This is a genomic window from Dehalococcoidia bacterium (assembly GCA_035574915.1).
Classification (GTDB): domain Bacteria; phylum Chloroflexota; class Dehalococcoidia; order DSTF01; family WHTK01; genus DATLYJ01.
The window spans coordinates 1-17,387 of sequence record DATLYJ010000116.1 but is presented as its reverse complement, the minus strand read 5'-3'; the positions used below and the strand labels follow the sequence as shown (position 1 = coordinate 17,387).

Below are 17,387 nucleotides of genomic sequence, written 5' to 3'. Positions count from 1 at the left end.
AAAGGAAGCTCCTCTCATCGAGGAGCTTCGCTCACCCTGCCTGGAAGGCGTCTACTCGTCTCGGATTCGAGCCTTGATTTTGATCGCCAGCTGCGGGTTCGGTGGCAACCCGTGCGTCTTCGTGTGCTCCTGCATGAGGCTGATGACTTCCGGTTCCGTGTCCGCCCGGATCACCACGTTGCAGTCGGCAATGTTATTGATCTTGCTGCACTCGACTACCTTAGCCACCTTGAGGGCCTCCTCTGAAAATGCGATAGCTCGGACCGGCGGCCAAAGTGTGCCACACGCTCCGGCCTTCGTCTAGCTTCGCTCGCCTCCCCTCCGCGCCTCGGTGCCTCTGCTTCCTGCGCCCTGCCTTTGCCGACAGCCGACCGATAGACCCACGTCATTCACCCCCTGCCTTCCTCGTCCGATGCTTAGGAGGGTGGGGTATGAGGACCGCATTCATCGGCTTCGCCATCATGCTGATCTTCGGCGCCAGTGCCAGCGCCGCTGCCCGCGTCTACGTACTCGAGCGCGAGCCGCCGCCCGCGGCTGCGGCCCCGCATGCCTCGCCCGCGCCTGCACCGGTCGTGCTCGCGCACTCGGACTGAGGATCGACGACGTAGCCCCGCGGCCTCGCGTGGTCGCCCCTGTCTCTTGCCGCTCCGATCACTCTCGCGGTTCCGGCCACGCCTTCCGGCGCGAGCCTTACCCTAAGGCACCTGCACCTTAGAATGGCTCCATGACCAGTGCCCGGCCCTCGGCCGAACACCCGGCTGATGTCGCGTGAGCGCCGCCCTGCTCAGGCTCCGCTGGGTGCTCCTCTATTTCGTGTCCCGCGCCGGCCTCCTGCTGCCCCGGCGCCTCATCCCCACGCGGCTCGCCTACGCCGTGGCCGTGCGCGTGGCCGACGTCTGCTTCCTCTGCTTCTGGAGACCACGCCGGAACCTCATCGCAAACCTCAGGCCCGTGGTCGGCGACGAGCGGGCGCCGCAGGTGGCGCGTAGCGCGTTCCGCCACTACGCGCGCTACATAATCGACCTCTTCCAACTCCCCGTCCTCGGCATCGAGACCGTGCGCGCCCGGACGCGCTTCGATGCCTGGGGCGAGCTCGACGCTGTCATCGCCGAGGGCAAGGGCACCATCGTCGTTACCCTGCACTTCGGCCAGCAGGAGAGCGGGCCGGCAGCGCTCGCGGCCCACGGTTACCGCATGAGCGTCGTCGCCCGGACCCTGGAGTTCGGCCCCATCGACGGCCTGATCAAGGAGTTCCGCCAGGCCCTGGGCATGCGCATCATCCCGGCAGAGCGCCCCGCCCTCGCCACCTTCCGCTGCCTTACCCGCAACGAGGTCCTCGGCATGCTCATCGACCAGGTCGATGAGGGCGAAGGCGTCGTCGTCGACTTCCTCGGCGGCCGCGCCGAGATGTCCAGCGCCCCGGCGCGCGTCGCCCTCCGCAGCGGCGCACGGGTCGTGCCCGCCGTCGTAGTCCGCGACCCGGAGGACGACACCCGCTACCTGCCGGTGATCGACACTTCCCTGACCTTCGAGCGCACCGGCAACGAGGAGGCGGACATCCTGGCGCTGACGCAGCAGATCGCTTCCTCTTTCGAGGGCGTAGTGCGCCGCTACCCGGACCAGTGGTTCGCCTTCCGCCGTGTCTGGCGCAACGGCGCCGCCCGCGAGCGCGCGACCAACTGGAATGACCGATTCAACCACTTCGCCCTCGAAGCCGCGAACCTCCTCTTTCGCGACCTGCCCAAGCCCGTCTCCTACGCCATCGCCAACGTCGTCGGCGATGCCGCCTTCGTCCTTCGCCGGGGAATACGCGCGGACGTCGAGGACAACATGCGGCACGTCCTGGGTCCCGCCGCTCCCGCCCGGGAGGTAAGGGCCTGCGTCCGCGAGGTCTTTCGCAACGTCTGCCGCTACTACGCAGACCTCATTCGCCTTCCCCGTACCAGGCCCGAGCGCCTCATGTCGCTGGAAATGACTGTCGAAGGCCTCGACCGGCTCCGGGCCGCGATGGCCGGCGGCCGCGGCGCGGTCGTCGCCACCGCCCACTTCGGCAACCCGGAGGTCGCGGTCCAGATCAGCCACCTCCTCGGCCTGGACGTCCTCGTGCTGTCCGAACCCCTGAACCCGCCCGCCTTCAACGATCTCGTGCATCGCCTGCGGGAGTCGCAGGGCATCAGGTACGAAGAAGTCGGCTTCAAGACCATAGGCCACGCCCTTCAGCACCTGCGCCGCGGCGGCGTCCTGGCGATCACGTGCGACCGCGACATCCAGGAGACCGGCGTCCTCTTGCCCTTCTTCGGCGAAGAGACCCGCATGCCCCTGGGCGCGGCCGAAATGGCCGCCCGCACAGGGGCGGCCCTCGTCCCCGCTATTTGCCGCCGCGAGGGCAACAGATATCGCATTGTCTTCGAGGACCCCATCGCGCTCGTGTCGACCGGGCGGGCCAAGCCAGATGCCATAATCAACACGCAGGCCATGATCGCGCGCATGGAGTCCTGGATACGCGCCGACCCCGGCCAGTGGTTCGTGCTCGAGCGCATCTGGAAGCGCCGGCGCGGCGGCCGTGCCGGCGCCGCCAACGGTGCTAAGATGGCCGCTCCCGCGCCGGAAACCGCCGGCGCGCGGCGGGAGAGCTGATGGGTAGAGCCGACCTCCACATCCACACCAGCGAAGGCGATGGCCTGGACTCCATCGAGGCAATCCTCGACTATGCCGAGTCCTCGGGCGCCCTCGACGTCATCGCCATCACGGAGCACGACAACCTCGACCCCGGCTTCCGCGCCCGCGAGGCCGCCGCGCGCCGCGGACTGCGCACGGCCGTGGTCCCCGGCGCCGAGATCACAACCCTCCAAGGCCACCTCGTCGCCCTCTTCCTCGAGTCTCCCATCCCGAGCTTCCTGTCAATCGAAGCTACAGTCGAGGCCGTCCGCAGGCAGGGAGCGGTCGCCATCGTGCCGCACCCCTTGAGCTGGCTCACCCGCAGCATTGGCCGTGGCGTCCTCGAGCGCCTGCACGCCCGCCGCAACGAGGCCCTCGCGCCCGACGCCCTCGAGCTCGCGACCTGCAACCCCACCGCCCGCACCTTCATCGGCCGTGCCCGGCGCCTCAACGAGGCCCTGGGTTTTCCGTCCGTCGGCGCCTCCGACGCCCACTTCAAGGAGGCGATCGGCAGCGCTTGCACTGAGTTCGAGGGATCCAGCCCCGAGGACCTGAAGGCCGCGCTCCTCGCAGGCACGGCGCGCGGCGTGGAGTGCGGCTTCCCGAGCCTGCGCCGGGTCGGCCTGGTCCGCGCGCTCTCCGTACCGGTCGTCGGCCTTCGCGCTACGCCCCGCCGCCACGGATGGCGCCGCACCGCCTGGAGCTTCGTCAGCAGGTACGTATCGTGAAAATCGCGCTCGTCTCCCCGTACGACCTTGCCGTGCCCGGCGGCGTGAACTCCCACGTCCACCACCTGGCCGAGAACTTCAACCGCCTCGGGCACGAGGTCAGGGTGATCGGCCCCAGCAGCGACCTCTCCTGCCTGGACGAAAACACCATCGCCATAGGGCGCCCCCTCGCCATCGCGGCCGGTGGCTCGATCGCACGGATGAACATGGCCCCGCGTCTCGCCCGTCCCATCCGCCGCATCCTGCGCGAAGAGGCCTTCGACGTCGTCCACGTCCACGAACCCCTCGTGTCCTTCCTGCCAATCCAGTTCTTGCGCTTTTCGAATGCCATCAACGTCGGCACATTCCACGCCGCGCGCGATAACCGCGCCCGCCTCTACACCTACACCCGGCGCCTGCTCCGGGGCGCCTTCCGCCGCCTCGACGGCAAGATCGCCGTTTCCGCCGCCGCCATGCGCCTGGTCCAGCCGCACTTCCCCGGCTACTACAACCTCATCCCTAACGGCGTCGATGTCGAGCGCTTCTCGGCGGCGTACGAGCCCCTGCCCGGCCTCGATGACGGCAAGGTCAACATCCTCTTCGTCGGCCGCCTGGAGAAGCGCAAGGGCCTGCGCTATCTCCTGCGCGCCTTCGCCGACCTCAAGCCCCGCCTCCCGGACACCCGGCTCGTGGTCGTCGGGGCCTATGACGAGCGCCAGCGCCGCGGCTACGAACGCTGGGTACGCGAGAGCGGCCTCCGGGACGTGGTCTTCGCCGGCTACGCCTCGCTCGAAGACCTGCCCCGCTACCACGCCTCCAGCCACATCTTCTGCGCCCCCAACACCGGCAACGAGAGCCAGGGCATCGTCCTCCTCGAGGCCATGGCCGCCGGCCTGCCCGTGGTCGCCAGCAATATCGAGGGCTTCGCCGCGGTCCTCACCGATGGCGTCGAGGGGCTACTGGTGCGGCCCAAGGCCAGCGACGCTCTCGCCAGCGCCCTCTACGCCCTCGCCCGGGACCCCGAGCTGCGCGCCGCCATGGGCGAACGCGGCCGCGCCCGCGCCCAGCACTTTAGCTGGGAGCGCATCTCCCGCCGCGTCCTCTCTTACTACGAGCGCCTCGCCTACGAAAAGCGCCTCGCGCGCGGCGGCCTGCCCGAGCTGGTGGAGGCCTGAGCGTGCAGATCGTGCTGCCACGCGCCCTGCCGCGTCTGGTCACCGACCCGGTAGTCGCCGTCCTGGCGCGCGCCGGGGTGACGCCGAACATGCTCACCGTTGCCCAACTAGCCGGCGGGTTGATCGCCGGCTACGTCATCTCCCAGGGAGAGCTCGCTGTTGGCGCCGTAATCCTCATCGCCTCCGCGACCCTCGACGCCTTCGACGGCAGCCTGGCCCGCGCGACCGGCCGCGCCACCCCCTTCGGGGGCGTCTTCGACTCCGTCATCGACCGTCTCTTCGAGGGCGCCGTCCTCGGCGGCGTCCTCTGGCACTTCCTCGATGCCGGCCAGAAGGCCGAGAGCATGGCCGTGTTCGTCGCCCTGCTCGGCTCGCTCTCCGTCAGCTACGTCCGCGCCCGCGCCGAAGGCGCCGGCATCGAGATCTACGACGGGCTCTTCACCCGCGTCGTGCGCCTGCTCTTCCTCACCGCCGGGCTCATCCTTGCCGACGTCGCCGCGCGCGAGGCGCTCGATGCGGTTGTCTGGTTCCTCGCCGGCGCCACCCTCCTGACGACCGCCCACCGCCTCTACGCCGTCTGGCGGCGCCTTTGAGGCGAGGCTCTCGCCCAGGGCAGCCGGCGACTCGTCTCAACCTCAAAAGCCCGCGCGCCCGCGATACGTAGACCCGGAAGCGACCTCCTGCTCGGCCGCCCCGCCGGGCATTGAGGCTGCGGCGAGGGAGGTGAGGTTTCGCCCCGCCTCTCGCTACAATGAGGCGACCCATGAGCCCTACTTCCGTCAGCCTCATCCCACCGGAGCCACACCCCGCACCCGGCCACCACCTCGCCACCCTGCTCCCGGGGCGCCCCTCATGATCCCCCTCCGCGACCAGGAGGTCATCCGCCAGCGCTTCGAGCAGGAGCTCACGGGCCGCGTCCGAATCGACTACTTCAGCCAGCGCCAGTCCCCGATCATCGTCCCGGGGCGCCAGGAGTGCCTGCACTGCGAAGACGTGCGGGCCATGCTCGAGGAGATCGCCCACCTTCATCCCCGCATCTCGCTCTCCGTGCACGAGCTCGTCGACGCTACGAAGCTCGCCGCCGAGCTCGGCGTCGACAAGGTGCCGGGTATCGCCATCCGCGGCCAGTCGAACCGCTTGCTGCGCTTCGCCGGCATCCCCGCGGGCGCCCTGTTCCCCGGCTTCATTGACACCATCATCGAGGCTTCGCGCGGCGCCGCCGAACTCAAGCCCGAGACCGCCCGCCAGCTGAAAAAGCTCAAGGACGATGTCGCCGTGCAGGTCTTCGTGACCCCGGTCTGCCGCTACAGCCCGCCAGTCGCGCGAGCGGCGCTGAAGATGGCCCAGCAGTGCGCGCGCCTCAGCGTCGAAGTTGTCGAAGCGGTCGAGTTTCCCCGCCTCGTCGAGCGCCTCGGCATCCGCTCGACCCCGTCCACGCTGATCGGCGGCAAGCTCATGCTGTCGGGCGCCATCGACGAGGCCCTGCTCCTCCGGGCCATCTTCCGCGTCGCCGAAGGCAAGCCCCTTTCGTCCGCCGACTTCCGCCCCGGGCCCGCGACCCCGCTCCCCGCGCCCCAGCCCCAGGGCCAGCCGCAGCCGCGCCCGGCGACGACCCCCAGCGGCATCATCCTCCCCCGCTGATGCAGACCACAGGCGCCCTCCCGCGGCCCGCGAACGGCCCCCTCGACGCCCTCGCCCGCTTCGCCGCGCTCGACCTCTCGCGGCCGACGGCTTTCGCCGCCCTGGCCTCCCTCTTCCTCCTCGCCCGCGCGCCCTTCCTGAACTACGGCTACGGCACAGACCCGGACGCCTGGCGCGTCGCCCTGACCGGCCAGTACCTCTGGGAACACGGCAAGTACTTCCCCTCCCGCCTCCCCGGCAACCCCCTGCACGAGTTCGCCCTCGCGCCCTTCGTGCCTTTCGGCTGGGTTGCCGCGAACCTGGCGACCGCGCTCGTCTCGCTCGCCGGTGTCTGGCTCTTTGCCCGCATCGTCCGGCACCTGGACCTACCGAACCCTGCCGTCCTCGTCGTCGGCTTCGCCTTCATGCCCCTGCTCTTCATCAACAGCATCGCGGGCATGGACTACATGTGGACGCTGACGATGATCCTGGCGGCCTACTACCTCACCCTGCGCGACCGCCCCCTCTGGGCCGGCGTCTTCCTCGGCCTGGCGATGGGCTTCCGCCTGCAGTCCGGCATCGCCGGCATCCCCCTCGCCTACGCCATGCTGCGTAGCTCACCAGGCGTCACCTCGCCGGCCTTCCTGCGACGCCTCTTGCCCTTCGGCTTCGCCGCTGCCGGCGTCACCCTGCTGGCCCTCGCGCCCGTGCTCGCGACCTACAGCCTCGACTTCGCCAACTTCTACGACGAGAAGGTCGAGTGGCAGGTGGTGCTCCGGCTCCTGGGGAAGGAGTCACTGGGCGTCGTCGGCAGCCTCGCCGTCCTCGCCGGCCTCGCGCTGTCCGCCCGCCGACTCGCCTCCGTCCCGGGCGACCTCTTGCGGGATCCGCAAGTGGGCGTCTGGCTGCTGTTCATCGCCCTCTACACATTCTCCTTCCTCCGCCTCCCCCACGAGATCGGCTACATGGTGCCGGTGTTTCCCTTCGGCCTGCTGTTCCTCGGCCGCTACCTCTCGCGCGCCGTCATCACCGGCGTCGTCGCCGCCGTCCTCGTCGCCGGCCTCGTCGACATCACCACCCCCTCGGACGACCTCACAGTCGAGGCCTTCCGCGAGGCCACGATCGGCAAGGGGCTCCTGCTATCGAACGCCGACACCCAGACCAGCCAGCGCGAGTTCGTCGAGGACATCCTCGAGGCCGACGTGCCGGACCACTCCGTGGTCATCGCCGGCTTCGTCTATCCCCAGCTCGCCATGCGCGCCCGCGACCGGCTCGACGTGGGCATCCTCCAGCGCGACTACGACGCGATCAGCATGCTCTCCGACCGCGGCGAGGCCGTGGACACCAGGCGCGACATCCGCTACGTGTGGCTCCTGACCTACGACGCCTTCATCGCCCTGCGCAGCCAGGGCTACGCCTTCTTCATCGTCCCGGACGCCGCCGGCGGCACCGCCGCCCTCTACCACTACCGCCCCACCCTCTTCGGCGCGACGTTCCTGCCGCTGGACCGCCCCGCGCCGTCCGCGGGCAAGGGCACGGCAAGCACGGACCGGTAGCTGGTCGGCCGGTCGGCTTGTCGGCTTGTCGGCTTGTCGGCCAGAGGGTTAGGGCAAGCACGCTGGCCCTGCTGGACGCCGACTTACAGCAGCGCCCGCCCACGCTTTTGCGCGAGACCTACGAGGTCAAGGCCGACAACAGTGGGCCCGCCGGCGCCGGCGATCCGCACGAGTTCGTCGCGCACGAAGACCGCCTCCGCGTCCTCTGCCTGCTCGCCTGCGTGGCCGGAGCATGCGCCGCACACGCAACTCAACCGTATCAGCCCGGCGCCAGGCCCCTCTGGCCGACAAGCCGACCGGCCCACCAGCCGCCCAGCCGAACTCCATCCCAGGCTCAGCCCGGCGTCGTGCTCGCCGCCCCTGCGGCCTACTGTGACGGAGGCCGGCCTTCGCGCTTGTCGCGCGCCGCTGCCATCTCCTCCTCCATCTTCCTGCGCACGGAGTCCTGCTCCTCTTGCGTCTGGACCGGCTCAGCGCCGCGCATCGGCTCGTACGTCCTCTTGGCCTTCTGGGGGAACAGCCGCTTGAAGAATCCCACGTCCACCCTCCACATCCGAGTAGTCGGGAGAGTATATCGCCGTTTTGCTAGAAACGGCGCAGACCCTCGAAGGCGCGGCCTTGGGGTGAGTCCGGACAAACGGCAGCGCGCCACTCCTCGAAGTCGGGCAGGCGCCGACGTGGCAGCTGGGCCCGTAAGTGGAGGGGCCCTCGCGAAGGCGAGGGCCCCATGCGTTGCGCCAGCGGGACTGTAAGCCGAGTTCTGTATCCCTCCCTGGAGTAACTCCGGAGGGATGGCGGCCATCCATCTGGGACTCCGATTGCTCGAAGCCTCTAGCGACCAACCCGAGGACGGGGCCGGGCGTCCCCTGCAGGCGGCCCCGAAAGCCGGCCTGCAGCCCTCCTATTCGGTCTTGCTCCGGGTGGGGTTTACCCAGCCGGCGAGTCACCTCGCCGCTGGTGCGCTCTTACCGCACCGTTTCACCCTTACCTCGATATGGAGTCGAGGCGGTCTGGTCTCTGTGGCACTTTCCGTCGCGTCGCCGCGCCTGGGAGTTACCCAGCACCCTGCCCGGTGGAGCTCGGACTTTCCTCCCCCTCGCCGGAGCGAGAGAGCGGCCGCCCGTCCTGCTGGCCTTATCATTTTACCAGCCGCGCGCCCCAACCGCGGCTCCAACGGCTGGAGGGCCATCGGCGGTGTTGATGTTCCGGAAGCAGGACCGGGAGCGCGTGGCCGCGGGCGAGATCACGGTGACCTACCGGCTCTGGAAGTCGGCGCGGGTGAAGGCGGGCAGGTCTTACGAGACGGGGTTCGGTGCCGTCGAGGTCGAGGACGTGCGTGTGGTGCCGGCAGCCCTGGTCACGGCCGGGGACGCGCGCCTCGCCGGACTGCCGAGCCCGGCGGCGGTCTGGGCGCTGGCAGGCGACCACACCGGCGCCGAAGTCGGGCCTGAGACGCTGCTGTACCGTGTTCAGTTCCGCTTCCTCGGCCGCGACTCCCGGCCTCAGCGCCGCGAAGCGAAGGCCCTCACGCCGGGCGAGGTGCGACAACGGCTGGCGGCGATGGACGCCCGCTCCGCGCGCGGGCCCTGGACGCTGCAGGCGCTGCGGTTCATCCGGGCGGGGCCCGAGGTGCCGGCGCGAGTGCTTGCCGCCGAGATGGGCTGGGAGACCCAGGACTTCAAGGCGCATATCCGCCGGCTGAAGGCACTGGGCCTGACCATCAGCCACGAGGTCGGGTATGAGCTATCGGACCTGGGGCGGGAATACCTGGCGTCGCTCGAACGCGGCTAGTCGAGCAGGGCGCCGGCGGCCTCGGCCAGCGCCAGGAGCTGAGGCGTCTTCGCGGCGAGGGAGACGGGGACCGAGCGAGGCTCCCAGGGGTTGAGGCGCCCGGGGTGGCCGTAGTCGGTCTGTTCGAGGCGGGCCATCCCGAGGGGCGTCTCGATGGTGGCCTGGCGCCAGCGCATCGGCCAGTTGGTGCCGTGGAAGGGGTCATAGGGCGGATAGGTGCGCTCCTCCAGTTGTACCGTCAGGCGCGCGCTGGACGCCGCTTCGCTCACGTCGTCACCTCCCGCCCGGCGTCGCGGCGGGCTGGGCGCCGCCTCCCCCGAGGCCGCCCAGGGCGCCGCCGAGGCCCTGAGGGACCTGGCTCAGAGCCGAGGCCTCGAAGGTCCCGTCGCTCGCCCGCGTACCGGACGCGACGATCGTATCGCCGACCTTGAAGTCCGCAAGGGTCGCGGTGGACAGCTTCTCGAGGGTGGCGTTTGCTGCCAGGTTCACCTTCTGGCTGCCCTGGGCGGTCTCGATGGTGAGCGTGCGTCCTTCGATCGCGGTGACGCGGCCGGTAGTGGTCCGCCCGGCCAGGGCCTGGGCCGCGCCGCCGCGCTGCCCCCCGGCGCCGGCCACCTGGGTCGCCGCCGCCGAAGCGCCGCCCGTGCTCCCGGTCACGCCGAGCTGCAGGTTCAGTTGCTGCTGGGTCGGCGCGGCGGAGACGGTCTTCGGCGTGCCGCGGCCGTAGGCCACGCCGGCGCCGAAGCTCGCGCCGAAGCCCAGGCCGACGACCGCCACCGCGATCATGATGATGCGAAAACTGACCTTCATCCCGTCCTCCCAGCCCTCTCGAGGCTCATTCGTACCTCAGCGCCTGAATCGGATTGAGCTTCGCCGCGCGCGATGCCGGATACAGCCCGAAGAAAAGGCCGATCGCGGCTGAAACGCCGAAGGCGACCACGACCGACGTCCAGGAGATCACCGTCTGTACGTTCGACCCCAGGCCAGCGATGCTGCGGCCGTCCAGCAGCCGGGCAGCGCCGATGCCGGCCGCGATGCCAATCAGCCCGCCGGCCACCGTCACCGCCAGGGCCTCCGTCAGGAACTGCATCATGATGTCCGAGCGGGTCGCCCCTACGGCCTTGCGGATGCCGATCTCGCGCGTCCGCTCCGTGACGCTGACCAGCATGATGTTCATGATGCCGATGCCGCCGACGACTAGGGAGATGCCAGCGATGCTGCCGAGGAGCACCGTCATGGTCTCCGACACCTGATTGACGGCCTCGGTGATGTCCTCCTGGCTCTCGACGGTGAAGTCTGGTTCGACGACGCGGTGGCGCTGCGAAAGCAGCTCAGTGATCTCGACCTTCGCGCGATCGATCTGGCTCTTGTTGCTGACCTGGACCGTGATCTGGCTGACGATGGCGCCGGCGCGGGCCGTCCGGCTGATCTGGATCTGAGTCTGCGCGGTGCTGATGGGGATGTAGACCTGGTTGTCCTGGCTCTGGGCGGTGTTGCCGCCCTTGCGCTGCAGGACGCCGACAACAGTCGCGGTCACGAGGTTGCGCCCGAAGCCGAAGCGCACCTGCTGGCCGACGCCATCCGAGTCCGGGAACAGAGTCTGGGCCACGCTCGCGCCAAGCACGACGACCCGCGCGCGGCGGTCGACGTCGTCCTGGGTGATGAACTGGCCGCCGGCCAGCGTGAGGTTCAGAGCCTCGGCGTACTCCGGTGTTACGCCGAGCGCCGGCGTATTGGTGTTCGTGCCGCCGGCGCTGATCTGCAAGGGGATGCGGAATTCCGGAGCCGCGGCGACGACGCCGTTCACGCCGGCGGCGATGGCCTGGGCGTCCTCGAGGGTAAGGGTCTGAGCAGACCCGGCAGAGCTCCTGACGCCGCTCTGGTTGACTGCGCCGGGCCGGATGAAGATGAGGTTGGAGCCGAGGCCAGCTATGCGGTCGGTCACCGCCTTCTGAGATCCCTGGCCGACGGCCATCAGCGCGATCACAGCGCCGACGCCGATGATGATCCCGAGCATGGTCAGGGCCGCGCGCATCTTGTTCGCGGCCAGGGCCTCGAAGGCGATGAGGAAGGAATCGGCAAGGCTCATGCTTCCTCCGAAGCCCGGCCGCCGGGCGCCCAGGCGGCGTCGTCCGGCGCCTGGGACGCGGCAACACCAGCGAGGCGCGGCTGGACGCTGCCACCACGCAGGGCCTTCAGTTCGTCCTCCGCCCAGAGGGGTCTCTCATTCTCGATGTCTGAGATGATCTGGCCGTCGCGCATCTGGATGATGCGCCCGGCGTGGGCGGCAATGTCGGCTTCATGGGTCACGTAGATTACCGTGATGCCCCGGTCCCGGTTGAGCGCCTGGAACAGCCCGATGATCTCGAGGCTGGTGCGGCTGTCCAGGTTGCCGGTGGGTTCGTCGGCCAGGATCAGGGCCGGACTGGTGATGATCGCGCGGGCGATGGCGACGCGCTGCTGCTCGCCGCCTGAGAGCTCGGTGGGCTTGTGCAGGATGCGGTCTTCGAGACCGACGATCTTCAGCGCCTCGAACGCCAGCGGCAAGCGGTCCTTCACGCCGCGGTAGACCAGGGGCAACTCAACCTGGCGGATGGCCGGGATCCGCGGCAGCAGGTTGTAGCTCTGGAAGACGAAGCCGATCGCCTGGTTGCGCACCAGGGCAAGCTCATCATCGTCAAGGTCGCTGACGCGCACACCGTCGAGGAAGTAAGCGCCCGATGTGGGCTGGTCCAGGCAGCCGAGGATGTTCATCAGCGTCGACTTGCCAGAGCCGCTGGCGCCGACGATGGCGACGAACTCCCCTTCGTCAACGTGGAGGTTGACGTTGCGGAGCGCGTGCACGGCGTGCTCGCCGGTCTGGTAGGTCTTCGTGACGTCGATTAGCTGGATCATCGACGGGGCCGCCACTCGGGCAGCAGGAAGCCGGGCCTGCCGGTCGCGCGTGTCCTCGGCCTGGTTGTGCCCGGCCCGGGGTCCGGAATCCTCATCGCTGTTGGCCGCCGCCTGGGAAGCCGCCCGGGCCGGCGAACTGGCCGCCACCGAAGGTGCCTGTCCCGGTAGTGGTGCGGGTCGGGGCCGCTGTGCCCGTGCTGTAGAGGACCTTCTCGCCGTCCGTGAGGCCGCTGACGATCTGCGTCAGGGTGCCATTCGTAGTGCCGGTGACGACGGTGCGCTGCTCGTCACCCTGCTCCGTCTTTACCGTAACCATGGAGGTGCGGCCGACTCGGCGCACCGAGCGCGCGGGGACGACGAGGGCGTTCTCGACGCGATCGGTGGTCACGGTCAGGGATGCGGTCATGCCGGGGGCGGGGATCGGCGTGCCTTCGGGCAAGCGTGATGTGTCGACGCCGAACGTGACGACGTAGGTGACGACGCCTTGCTGGGTCGTGGGTGTAAGGCCAATCGCGGTGATGGTCGCCTGATAGGAGCGTCCCTGCAGCGCGTCGAACGTGGCTGTCGCCGTCTGGCCCACCTTGAGGTTTGAGATGTCGGCCTGGTCCACGTTGGCGTCGATGCGGATCAGGCGCGGGTTCAGGAGGATGAACACGGGCGTGTTGGCGCTCACCTGGGAGCCGACCTCACCGCTGAGCGAGCTGATGACGCCATCGAAAGGAGCGACGATGGTGGCGGCCGCGAGGTTCTGCCTGGCGCTCTCGAGCTGGGTCTTGGCCTGATCCACGCTGGCCTGCAGGGGCAGCACGGTCTCGGGCTTTGGCGGCTTGAAGAGGTCGTCGTAGCGGGCCTGGGCGGCGTCGAGCGCCGCCTGCGCGGTGTCGATGGCGCGCAAAGCGGCGTCGAGCTCCGAAGGCTTGGCTCCGGCTTGCGTGTCGATCAGCTTCTGCTGCGCCACCTGGAGCCCCAGTTGCGCGCTCTGGACGGAGCGCTGCAGGTTGCCGCTATTGAGTAGCGTCTGGGCGTTGAGCAGCGCGGTCTGCTTCTGCGTGACGTTCGTGAGCGCGGTGGCGTAAGAGTTGGCGGATGTGTTGTAAGCGGTGGCAGCCTGGTTGTAGGCGGTGACGGCCGCGGGCGAAGTGCAGGCCCCGGCTACCAGCGTGCTCGCCGTGGAGGGCGGTACGCCCTCCACAGGCCGGGGCGGCATCGACGGCAGGCTCACGCCCGCGGACGGCGTGCAGGCGCTGAGCGCGGCGCTGGCGGCGTCCCAGTCGTCGCGGGCTCGGCTGAGCCGTTCGGCGGCGGTCGCCTGCGCGGCCGCGAGGTCGGCCTGGGCGGTCGCGAGATCGTTCTGGGCCTTGAGGAGGTTGTCGTTTGCCGTCTGGAGGGCGTTCTGGGCCTGAAGAAGGCCCTGCTGCGCTGTCGCCAGCTCCGTAGCGGTAGGCTTGGCCTTGAGGTCGGCGTAATTCTGCTGCGCCGTCGCGAGCTGGCCGCGGGCATTGTTCAGCGACTGGAAGGCCGAGGCTATATCGGTAGTACTCGGGCCCTCGAGGACGGCGTTGAGCCTCGCCTGGGCGGAATCGAGGTTGCTCTGCGCGGAACGCACGGCCTGCTGAAGGTCCGTGTCGTCGATGCGAGCAAGGGGCTGCCCGGCTTTCACCTGGGCGCCGAGGCCGACGAGGAACTCCTTGATCTTGCCCGTCGTGCCGAATGTCAGGGTCACCTGCTGGCTCGACTGGACGGTGCCCGTTGTAGACACCGTGCTCGTGAGAGTGGTGCGCTGGGCCTCGAAATAGACTGGCGGCGACTCTACCGGAGCATTGAGGTCGGTTAAGCGAGCGTAGGCGTTGTAACCGCCGAACATCGCAGCGGCCAGGACCGCGAGCAGGACGACGCCCTCGAAGGGCGAGAGGCGGAACGAGGCGCTCCCGCCCTGGAGGAGCAGGCGCGTCCGATTCCCCAATGGCGGCGCCTGGTTCAAGTCCTTCTCCTGGCGGAGTATTCGCCGCCGAGCGCGCTCAGTTGAAGCAAGGCGATATTAATCAAGAGTTAAGAATATTTGGAATGGTTTGGCCATCTTTGCGCCGCGTCCCGGCGATTTCGCCGCGCTTCGCTCGTGGAGCGGTTCCACTGTAGGCCGGGCTTCCCTATACTGTGCCGGCTTCGGACTGCGTCCTCGTTAGCGGCAGGGAGGTGCAATGAGCGAAAGCGACAACGTCCTCGGGGTGAAAGTCGGCCACAGGGTGTCGTTCAGCAAGACGGTGAGCGAGAAGGACATCCAGGCATTCGCGGAAGTCACCGGGGACCTCAACCCCGTGCACCTGGACCCTGAGTACGCATCCAGGACGCGCTTCAAGGAGCGCATTGCCCACGGCATGCTATCCGCGGGCTTCATCTCCGCCGCTCTCGGCACCAGGCTGGCGCCGCACTGCACGGTGGTTTACCTGTCGCAACAGCTGCGGTTCCAGCGGCCCGTGAAGATTGGCGATACCATAACGGCGAACTGCGAGGTAACGGCGCTACAGCCGGAACGCCGCTTCGTCACGGTGAAGACGGATTGCGTGAACCAGGCCGGCGAGGAGGTCGTGACCGGAGAGGCGCTGGTGCTGCTGGACGAATACCGCGCCTGAAGTGAGCAAAGAGATGACCGCCGCAACAGTAACGTTCTCCGTCCAATTGGGTTCCGGCGGGTTTGCTATCGCCCGGGCGGTGGCCGAGAAGCTCGGGTACCGCTACTACGACTGGGAGGTGACGTCCCAGGCGGCCGAGATGGCGGGCGTCTCGCCAGACGTCGTACAGCAGGCGGAGCGGGTGCCGGGCTTCCTGGAGCGCATCATGCGCCGCCTTTCGACGGCGCCCGCCCTGACAGCGGAAGAGGCGGTGCTGGAGCCGGCGCCAGCCGTGATGGTCTCCGCGGTGCAAAGCCTGACGCTGGACGACTACCGGCAGTTCATCGAGCGGGTGGTGCGCGAACTGGCGGACAAGGGCGAGGCCGTGATCGTTGGCCACGCGGCGCAGGCGATCCTGCGAGAGCGCCCCGGCGTCTTCAAGGTGCTCATCCTCGGCTCGCTCCGGCGGCGCTCGGAGCGCCTGGCGGCCGAGCAGGGAGTGAGCGTCGAGCAGGCGATGGCGACCATCAAGCAGTCCGACAAGGACCGCGCCGAGCTCTTCAAGCGCGCCTATCACATCGACTGGCTCGACGCCGCGGTGTATGACCTCTGCATCAACACCGACACCGTGCCCGTGGATGTCGGCGTCGAGTTCGTGAGCGCGGCGGCCCGGGCGATGGCCTAGGCGCGGGGAATCGCGCGCCGGGAGGGGCTTGTCCGGGCGATGGGCCAGGGTGACCACTGAGCGAGGCTATCGTTGGCGCCGCCCCGGAGGCCACCGGGGACCGGGCCGGACATGCGGAGCGCATGCGAAGAGGCGCACTCGCGCGAAGTCGCCCGGGTCAGGCATTGCTTCGAGCGCCAGAGTCTGATTTATGTCCACTTGAATCCACCCGGACGGGCACACGCCTGAGTGGCTGCGGGGCGTCTAGCGGTCAAAGCTTCGCGCCGCTAGGCTGGGGGCATGGCCGAGCTTCCCCTTGCAGGCGTTCGAGTGCTGGAGATGTCCCAGATCATCGCGGCTCCCTATTGCGGGCAGATGCTGGGCGACATGGGCGCCGAGGTGATCAAGATCGAGGTGCCGGATGGAGGTGACGTCTCCCGCTCCTACGGGCCATATCGCTTCGGCGACCCCGCCGACGGCGTAGGGCACGGGCTTTCGTACTACTTCTGCGCCTTCAACCGGAACAAGCAGTCGGTGACGTTGAACCTGCGCCACGAAGGCGCGAAGGAGGCGCTGCGAGAGCTGATCAAGCGCAGCGACGTGTTCCTGCACAACTCCCTCGCGGCGAGCATCGAGCGGCTGGGGTTCAGCTACGAGCAGGTGCGGCCGCTGAACCCGCGCCTGATCTACTGCGCGATCTCCGGTTACGGGCGTGTGGGGCCAGACAAGGACACGGCAGCGCTGGACATGGCGGCCCAGGCGGCGTCCGGCATCATGTACCTCACGGGGGAGCCGGACGGGCGGCCGATGCGCGCTGGCGTGCCGATCGCAGACCTCGTTGCCGGCATGTTTGCCGCCTACGGCATCCTGGCGGCGCTGCGCCACCGCGACCGCACGGGCGAGGGCCAGATGGTGGACACCTCGCTACTTGAGTCTTCGGCGGCGTTGACCTCGTATCTCGGCAGCCAGTACCTTGCCACGGGCGAGAACCCACCGCGGCTGGGAAACGCGCATCCTTCCATCGTCCCGTACGACAGCTATCGTTGCGCCGACGGCTGGGTGGTGATCGCGGGAGCGAACCAGGGCATCTGGGAGCGCTTCTGCAAGGCGCTGGGCATGGAAGCGCTGCTCGAGGACGAGCGTTTCGCCACCGGCGCGGACCGCAGCGCGAACCGCGCGGAGCTCGGGAAGCTCATCTCGACCAAGTTCGAGGCCATGCGGGTCTCCGAGGTCCTGGCTGCGCTGCGACCCGTGGGCGTGCCGGCGGAGGCGGTCAAGGACTTGCGTCAGCTGTTCGAAGACCCTCAGGCGCAGGCGTTGCGCTTGAGGCAAGACCTGCGCCGCGACTCGCTGGCCATACCCGTGATCGCGCCGCCGTACCACCTCTCAGCCTTCGCTGGAGGGGACGAGTGGGCCAGGGGGGCCCCGCCGGGGCTGGGCGAGCACACGGACCGCTGGCTGCGGGAGATCGGGCTCCCGGACGCCGAGATCGCGAGGCTGCGCGCCGAAGGCGCCATTTGAGCCGGGCCGGCATCGGCCCTAAGCCAGAGTGAAGCCCTCGTAGCCGTTGTCGGCGATTTCGCGGCACCTGGCGGCGTAGCGGCCGACGCCGCCGACGTAGGGCATGAAGATGCGCGGCTTGCCCTCTATGTTCGCGCCCAGGTACCAGGAGTTGCAGGATGGGGCCGTGAACATGGTGCCCTGGGCGACCT

The 17,387-nt window shown here is 69.0% G+C and carries 19 protein-coding genes and 1 other RNA gene; 11 read left to right on the top strand and 9 right to left on the bottom strand.

Translation table 11 applies throughout. The features are described from left to right. Nucleotides 1-51: 51 nt before the first annotated feature. Complete coding sequence (locus VNN10_11015; GenBank protein HXH22552.1) at nt 52-228, bottom strand: DUF1059 domain-containing protein; 177 nt, start codon at nt 226-228, stop codon at nt 52-54. A 203-nt stretch (nt 229-431) separates the two neighbouring features. Here VNN10_11015 and VNN10_11010 point away from each other — a divergent pair, with 203 nt between their 5' ends. The 7 genes from VNN10_11010 to VNN10_10980 all read left to right on the top strand — a co-directional run bounded on the left by VNN10_11010 (nt 432) and on the right by VNN10_10980 (nt 7,716). After that, nucleotides 432-593 carry a hypothetical protein gene (locus tag VNN10_11010; protein ID HXH22551.1) on the top strand — a complete coding sequence of 54 codons (162 nt, stop codon included), beginning with the start codon at nt 432-434 and terminating at the stop codon, nt 591-593. 175 nt (nt 594-768) lie between these two features. Beyond that, nucleotides 769-2,637: a lysophospholipid acyltransferase family protein gene (locus VNN10_11005; protein HXH22550.1), complete on the top strand. Its 1,869-nt coding sequence runs from the start codon at nt 769-771 to the stop codon at nt 2,635-2,637. Further along, the gene (locus VNN10_11000) at nt 2,637-3,386 is read left to right on the top strand and encodes a PHP-associated domain-containing protein (GenBank protein ID HXH22549.1); all 750 of its coding nucleotides are present in this window, start codon (nt 2,637-2,639) and stop codon (nt 3,384-3,386) included. The genes VNN10_11005 and VNN10_11000 overlap by 1 nt, the downstream gene beginning before the upstream one ends. After that, entirely contained in the window at nt 3,383-4,540 is a 1,158-nt protein-coding gene (locus tag VNN10_10995) for a glycosyltransferase family 4 protein (GenBank protein HXH22548.1), read from the top strand. Before VNN10_11000 ends, VNN10_10995 begins: the two co-directional genes overlap by 4 nt. A gap of 2 nt (nt 4,541-4,542) precedes the next feature. Then, a complete protein-coding gene (locus tag VNN10_10990) occupies nt 4,543-5,133 on the top strand; it encodes a CDP-alcohol phosphatidyltransferase family protein (protein HXH22547.1) in 591 nt (196 codons plus the stop codon). Between the two features lie 259 nt (nt 5,134-5,392). Continuing rightward, nucleotides 5,393-6,181 carry a thioredoxin family protein gene (locus VNN10_10985; protein HXH22546.1) on the top strand — a complete coding sequence of 263 codons (789 nt, stop codon included), beginning with the start codon at nt 5,393-5,395 and terminating at the stop codon, nt 6,179-6,181. Beyond that, nucleotides 6,181-7,716 (top strand): glycosyltransferase family 87 protein, encoded by a 1,536-nt coding sequence (locus tag VNN10_10980; protein HXH22545.1) that lies wholly within the window; start codon nt 6,181-6,183, stop codon nt 7,714-7,716. The genes VNN10_10985 and VNN10_10980 overlap by 1 nt, the downstream gene beginning before the upstream one ends. 367 nt (nt 7,717-8,083) lie before the next feature. On the opposite strand, the gene VNN10_10975 is transcribed toward VNN10_10980, so the two are convergent. Both VNN10_10975 and rnpB read right to left on the bottom strand, forming a co-directional pair. Continuing rightward, nucleotides 8,084-8,254, bottom strand: coding sequence for a hypothetical protein (locus VNN10_10975; protein ID HXH22544.1), 171 nt, complete (start codon nt 8,252-8,254; stop codon nt 8,084-8,086). A gap of 195 nt (nt 8,255-8,449) precedes the next feature. Beyond that, nucleotides 8,450-8,848: RNase P RNA component class A (rnpB, locus tag VNN10_10970), an RNA gene on the bottom strand. Between the two features lie 62 nt (nt 8,849-8,910). Here rnpB and VNN10_10965 point away from each other — a divergent pair. Next, entirely contained in the window at nt 8,911-9,507 is a 597-nt protein-coding gene (locus VNN10_10965) for an ASCH domain-containing protein (protein HXH22543.1), read from the top strand. On the opposite strand, the gene VNN10_10960 is transcribed toward VNN10_10965, so the two are convergent. The 5 genes from VNN10_10960 to VNN10_10940 form a co-directional block, all read right to left on the bottom strand. After that, the gene (locus tag VNN10_10960; GenBank protein HXH22542.1) at nt 9,504-9,776 is read right to left on the bottom strand and encodes a hypothetical protein; all 273 of its coding nucleotides are present in this window, start codon (nt 9,774-9,776) and stop codon (nt 9,504-9,506) included. The two genes, VNN10_10965 and VNN10_10960, sit on opposite strands and share 4 nt — an antisense overlap. Before the next feature lie 4 nt (nt 9,777-9,780). Continuing rightward, nucleotides 9,781-10,317 carry a hypothetical protein gene (locus VNN10_10955; GenBank protein ID HXH22541.1) on the bottom strand — a complete coding sequence of 179 codons (537 nt, stop codon included), beginning with the start codon at nt 10,315-10,317 and terminating at the stop codon, nt 9,781-9,783. 25 nt (nt 10,318-10,342) lie between these two features. After that, a complete protein-coding gene (locus VNN10_10950; protein ID HXH22540.1) occupies nt 10,343-11,596 on the bottom strand; it encodes an ABC transporter permease in 1,254 nt (417 codons plus the stop codon). After that, nucleotides 11,593-12,402: an ABC transporter ATP-binding protein gene (locus VNN10_10945; GenBank protein HXH22539.1), complete on the bottom strand. Its 810-nt coding sequence runs from the start codon at nt 12,400-12,402 to the stop codon at nt 11,593-11,595. The genes VNN10_10950 and VNN10_10945 overlap by 4 nt, the downstream gene beginning before the upstream one ends. A 91-nt stretch (nt 12,403-12,493) precedes the next feature. Continuing rightward, complete coding sequence (locus VNN10_10940; GenBank protein ID HXH22538.1) at nt 12,494-14,383, bottom strand: efflux RND transporter periplasmic adaptor subunit; 1,890 nt, start codon at nt 14,381-14,383, stop codon at nt 12,494-12,496. Between the two features lie 217 nt (nt 14,384-14,600). Between VNN10_10940 and VNN10_10935 the strand changes: the two genes are divergently transcribed. From VNN10_10935 to VNN10_10925, 3 genes are all read left to right on the top strand, one after another. Next, complete coding sequence (locus VNN10_10935; GenBank protein HXH22537.1) at nt 14,601-15,032, top strand: MaoC family dehydratase; 432 nt, start codon at nt 14,601-14,603, stop codon at nt 15,030-15,032. Nucleotides 15,033-15,045: 13 nt separating this feature from the next. Continuing rightward, nucleotides 15,046-15,696: a cytidylate kinase-like family protein gene (locus VNN10_10930; protein ID HXH22536.1), complete on the top strand. Its 651-nt coding sequence runs from the start codon at nt 15,046-15,048 to the stop codon at nt 15,694-15,696. 279 nt (nt 15,697-15,975) lie between these two features. After that, complete coding sequence (locus VNN10_10925) at nt 15,976-17,196, top strand: CoA transferase (protein HXH22535.1); 1,221 nt, start codon at nt 15,976-15,978, stop codon at nt 17,194-17,196. An 18-nt stretch (nt 17,197-17,214) separates the two neighbouring features. Here VNN10_10925 and VNN10_10920 read toward each other — a convergent pair. Then, nucleotides 17,215-17,387, bottom strand: a 173-nt coding sequence (locus VNN10_10920; GenBank protein ID HXH22534.1) for a cyclohexanone monooxygenase, incomplete at its 5' end; no start/stop codon positions are given.

Excerpts from the sequence above, each read along its gene's own strand:
- VNN10_11000 (HXH22549.1), top strand. The coding sequence starts at position 2,637 with ATGGGTAGAGCCGACCTCCACATCCACACCAGCGAAGGCGATGGCCTG.
- VNN10_11010 (HXH22551.1), top strand. The coding sequence starts at position 432 with ATGAGGACCGCATTCATCGGCTTCGCCATCATGCTGATCTTCGGCGCC.
- VNN10_10935 (HXH22537.1), top strand. The coding sequence starts at position 14,601 with ATGAGCGAAAGCGACAACGTCCTCGGGGTGAAAGTCGGCCACAGGGTG.
- VNN10_10930 (HXH22536.1), top strand. The coding sequence starts at position 15,046 with ATGACCGCCGCAACAGTAACGTTCTCCGTCCAATTGGGTTCCGGCGGG.
- VNN10_10950 (HXH22540.1), bottom strand. The coding sequence starts at position 11,596 with ATGAGCCTTGCCGATTCCTTCCTCATCGCCTTCGAGGCCCTGGCCGCG.
- VNN10_10985 (HXH22546.1), top strand. The coding sequence starts at position 5,393 with ATGATCCCCCTCCGCGACCAGGAGGTCATCCGCCAGCGCTTCGAGCAG.
- VNN10_10955 (HXH22541.1), bottom strand. The coding sequence starts at position 10,317 with ATGAAGGTCAGTTTTCGCATCATCATGATCGCGGTGGCGGTCGTCGGC.
- VNN10_10925 (HXH22535.1), top strand. The coding sequence starts at position 15,976 with ATGGCCGAGCTTCCCCTTGCAGGCGTTCGAGTGCTGGAGATGTCCCAG.
- VNN10_10945 (HXH22539.1), bottom strand. The coding sequence starts at position 12,402 with ATGATCCAGCTAATCGACGTCACGAAGACCTACCAGACCGGCGAGCAC.
- VNN10_10980 (HXH22545.1), top strand. The coding sequence starts at position 6,181 with ATGCAGACCACAGGCGCCCTCCCGCGGCCCGCGAACGGCCCCCTCGAC.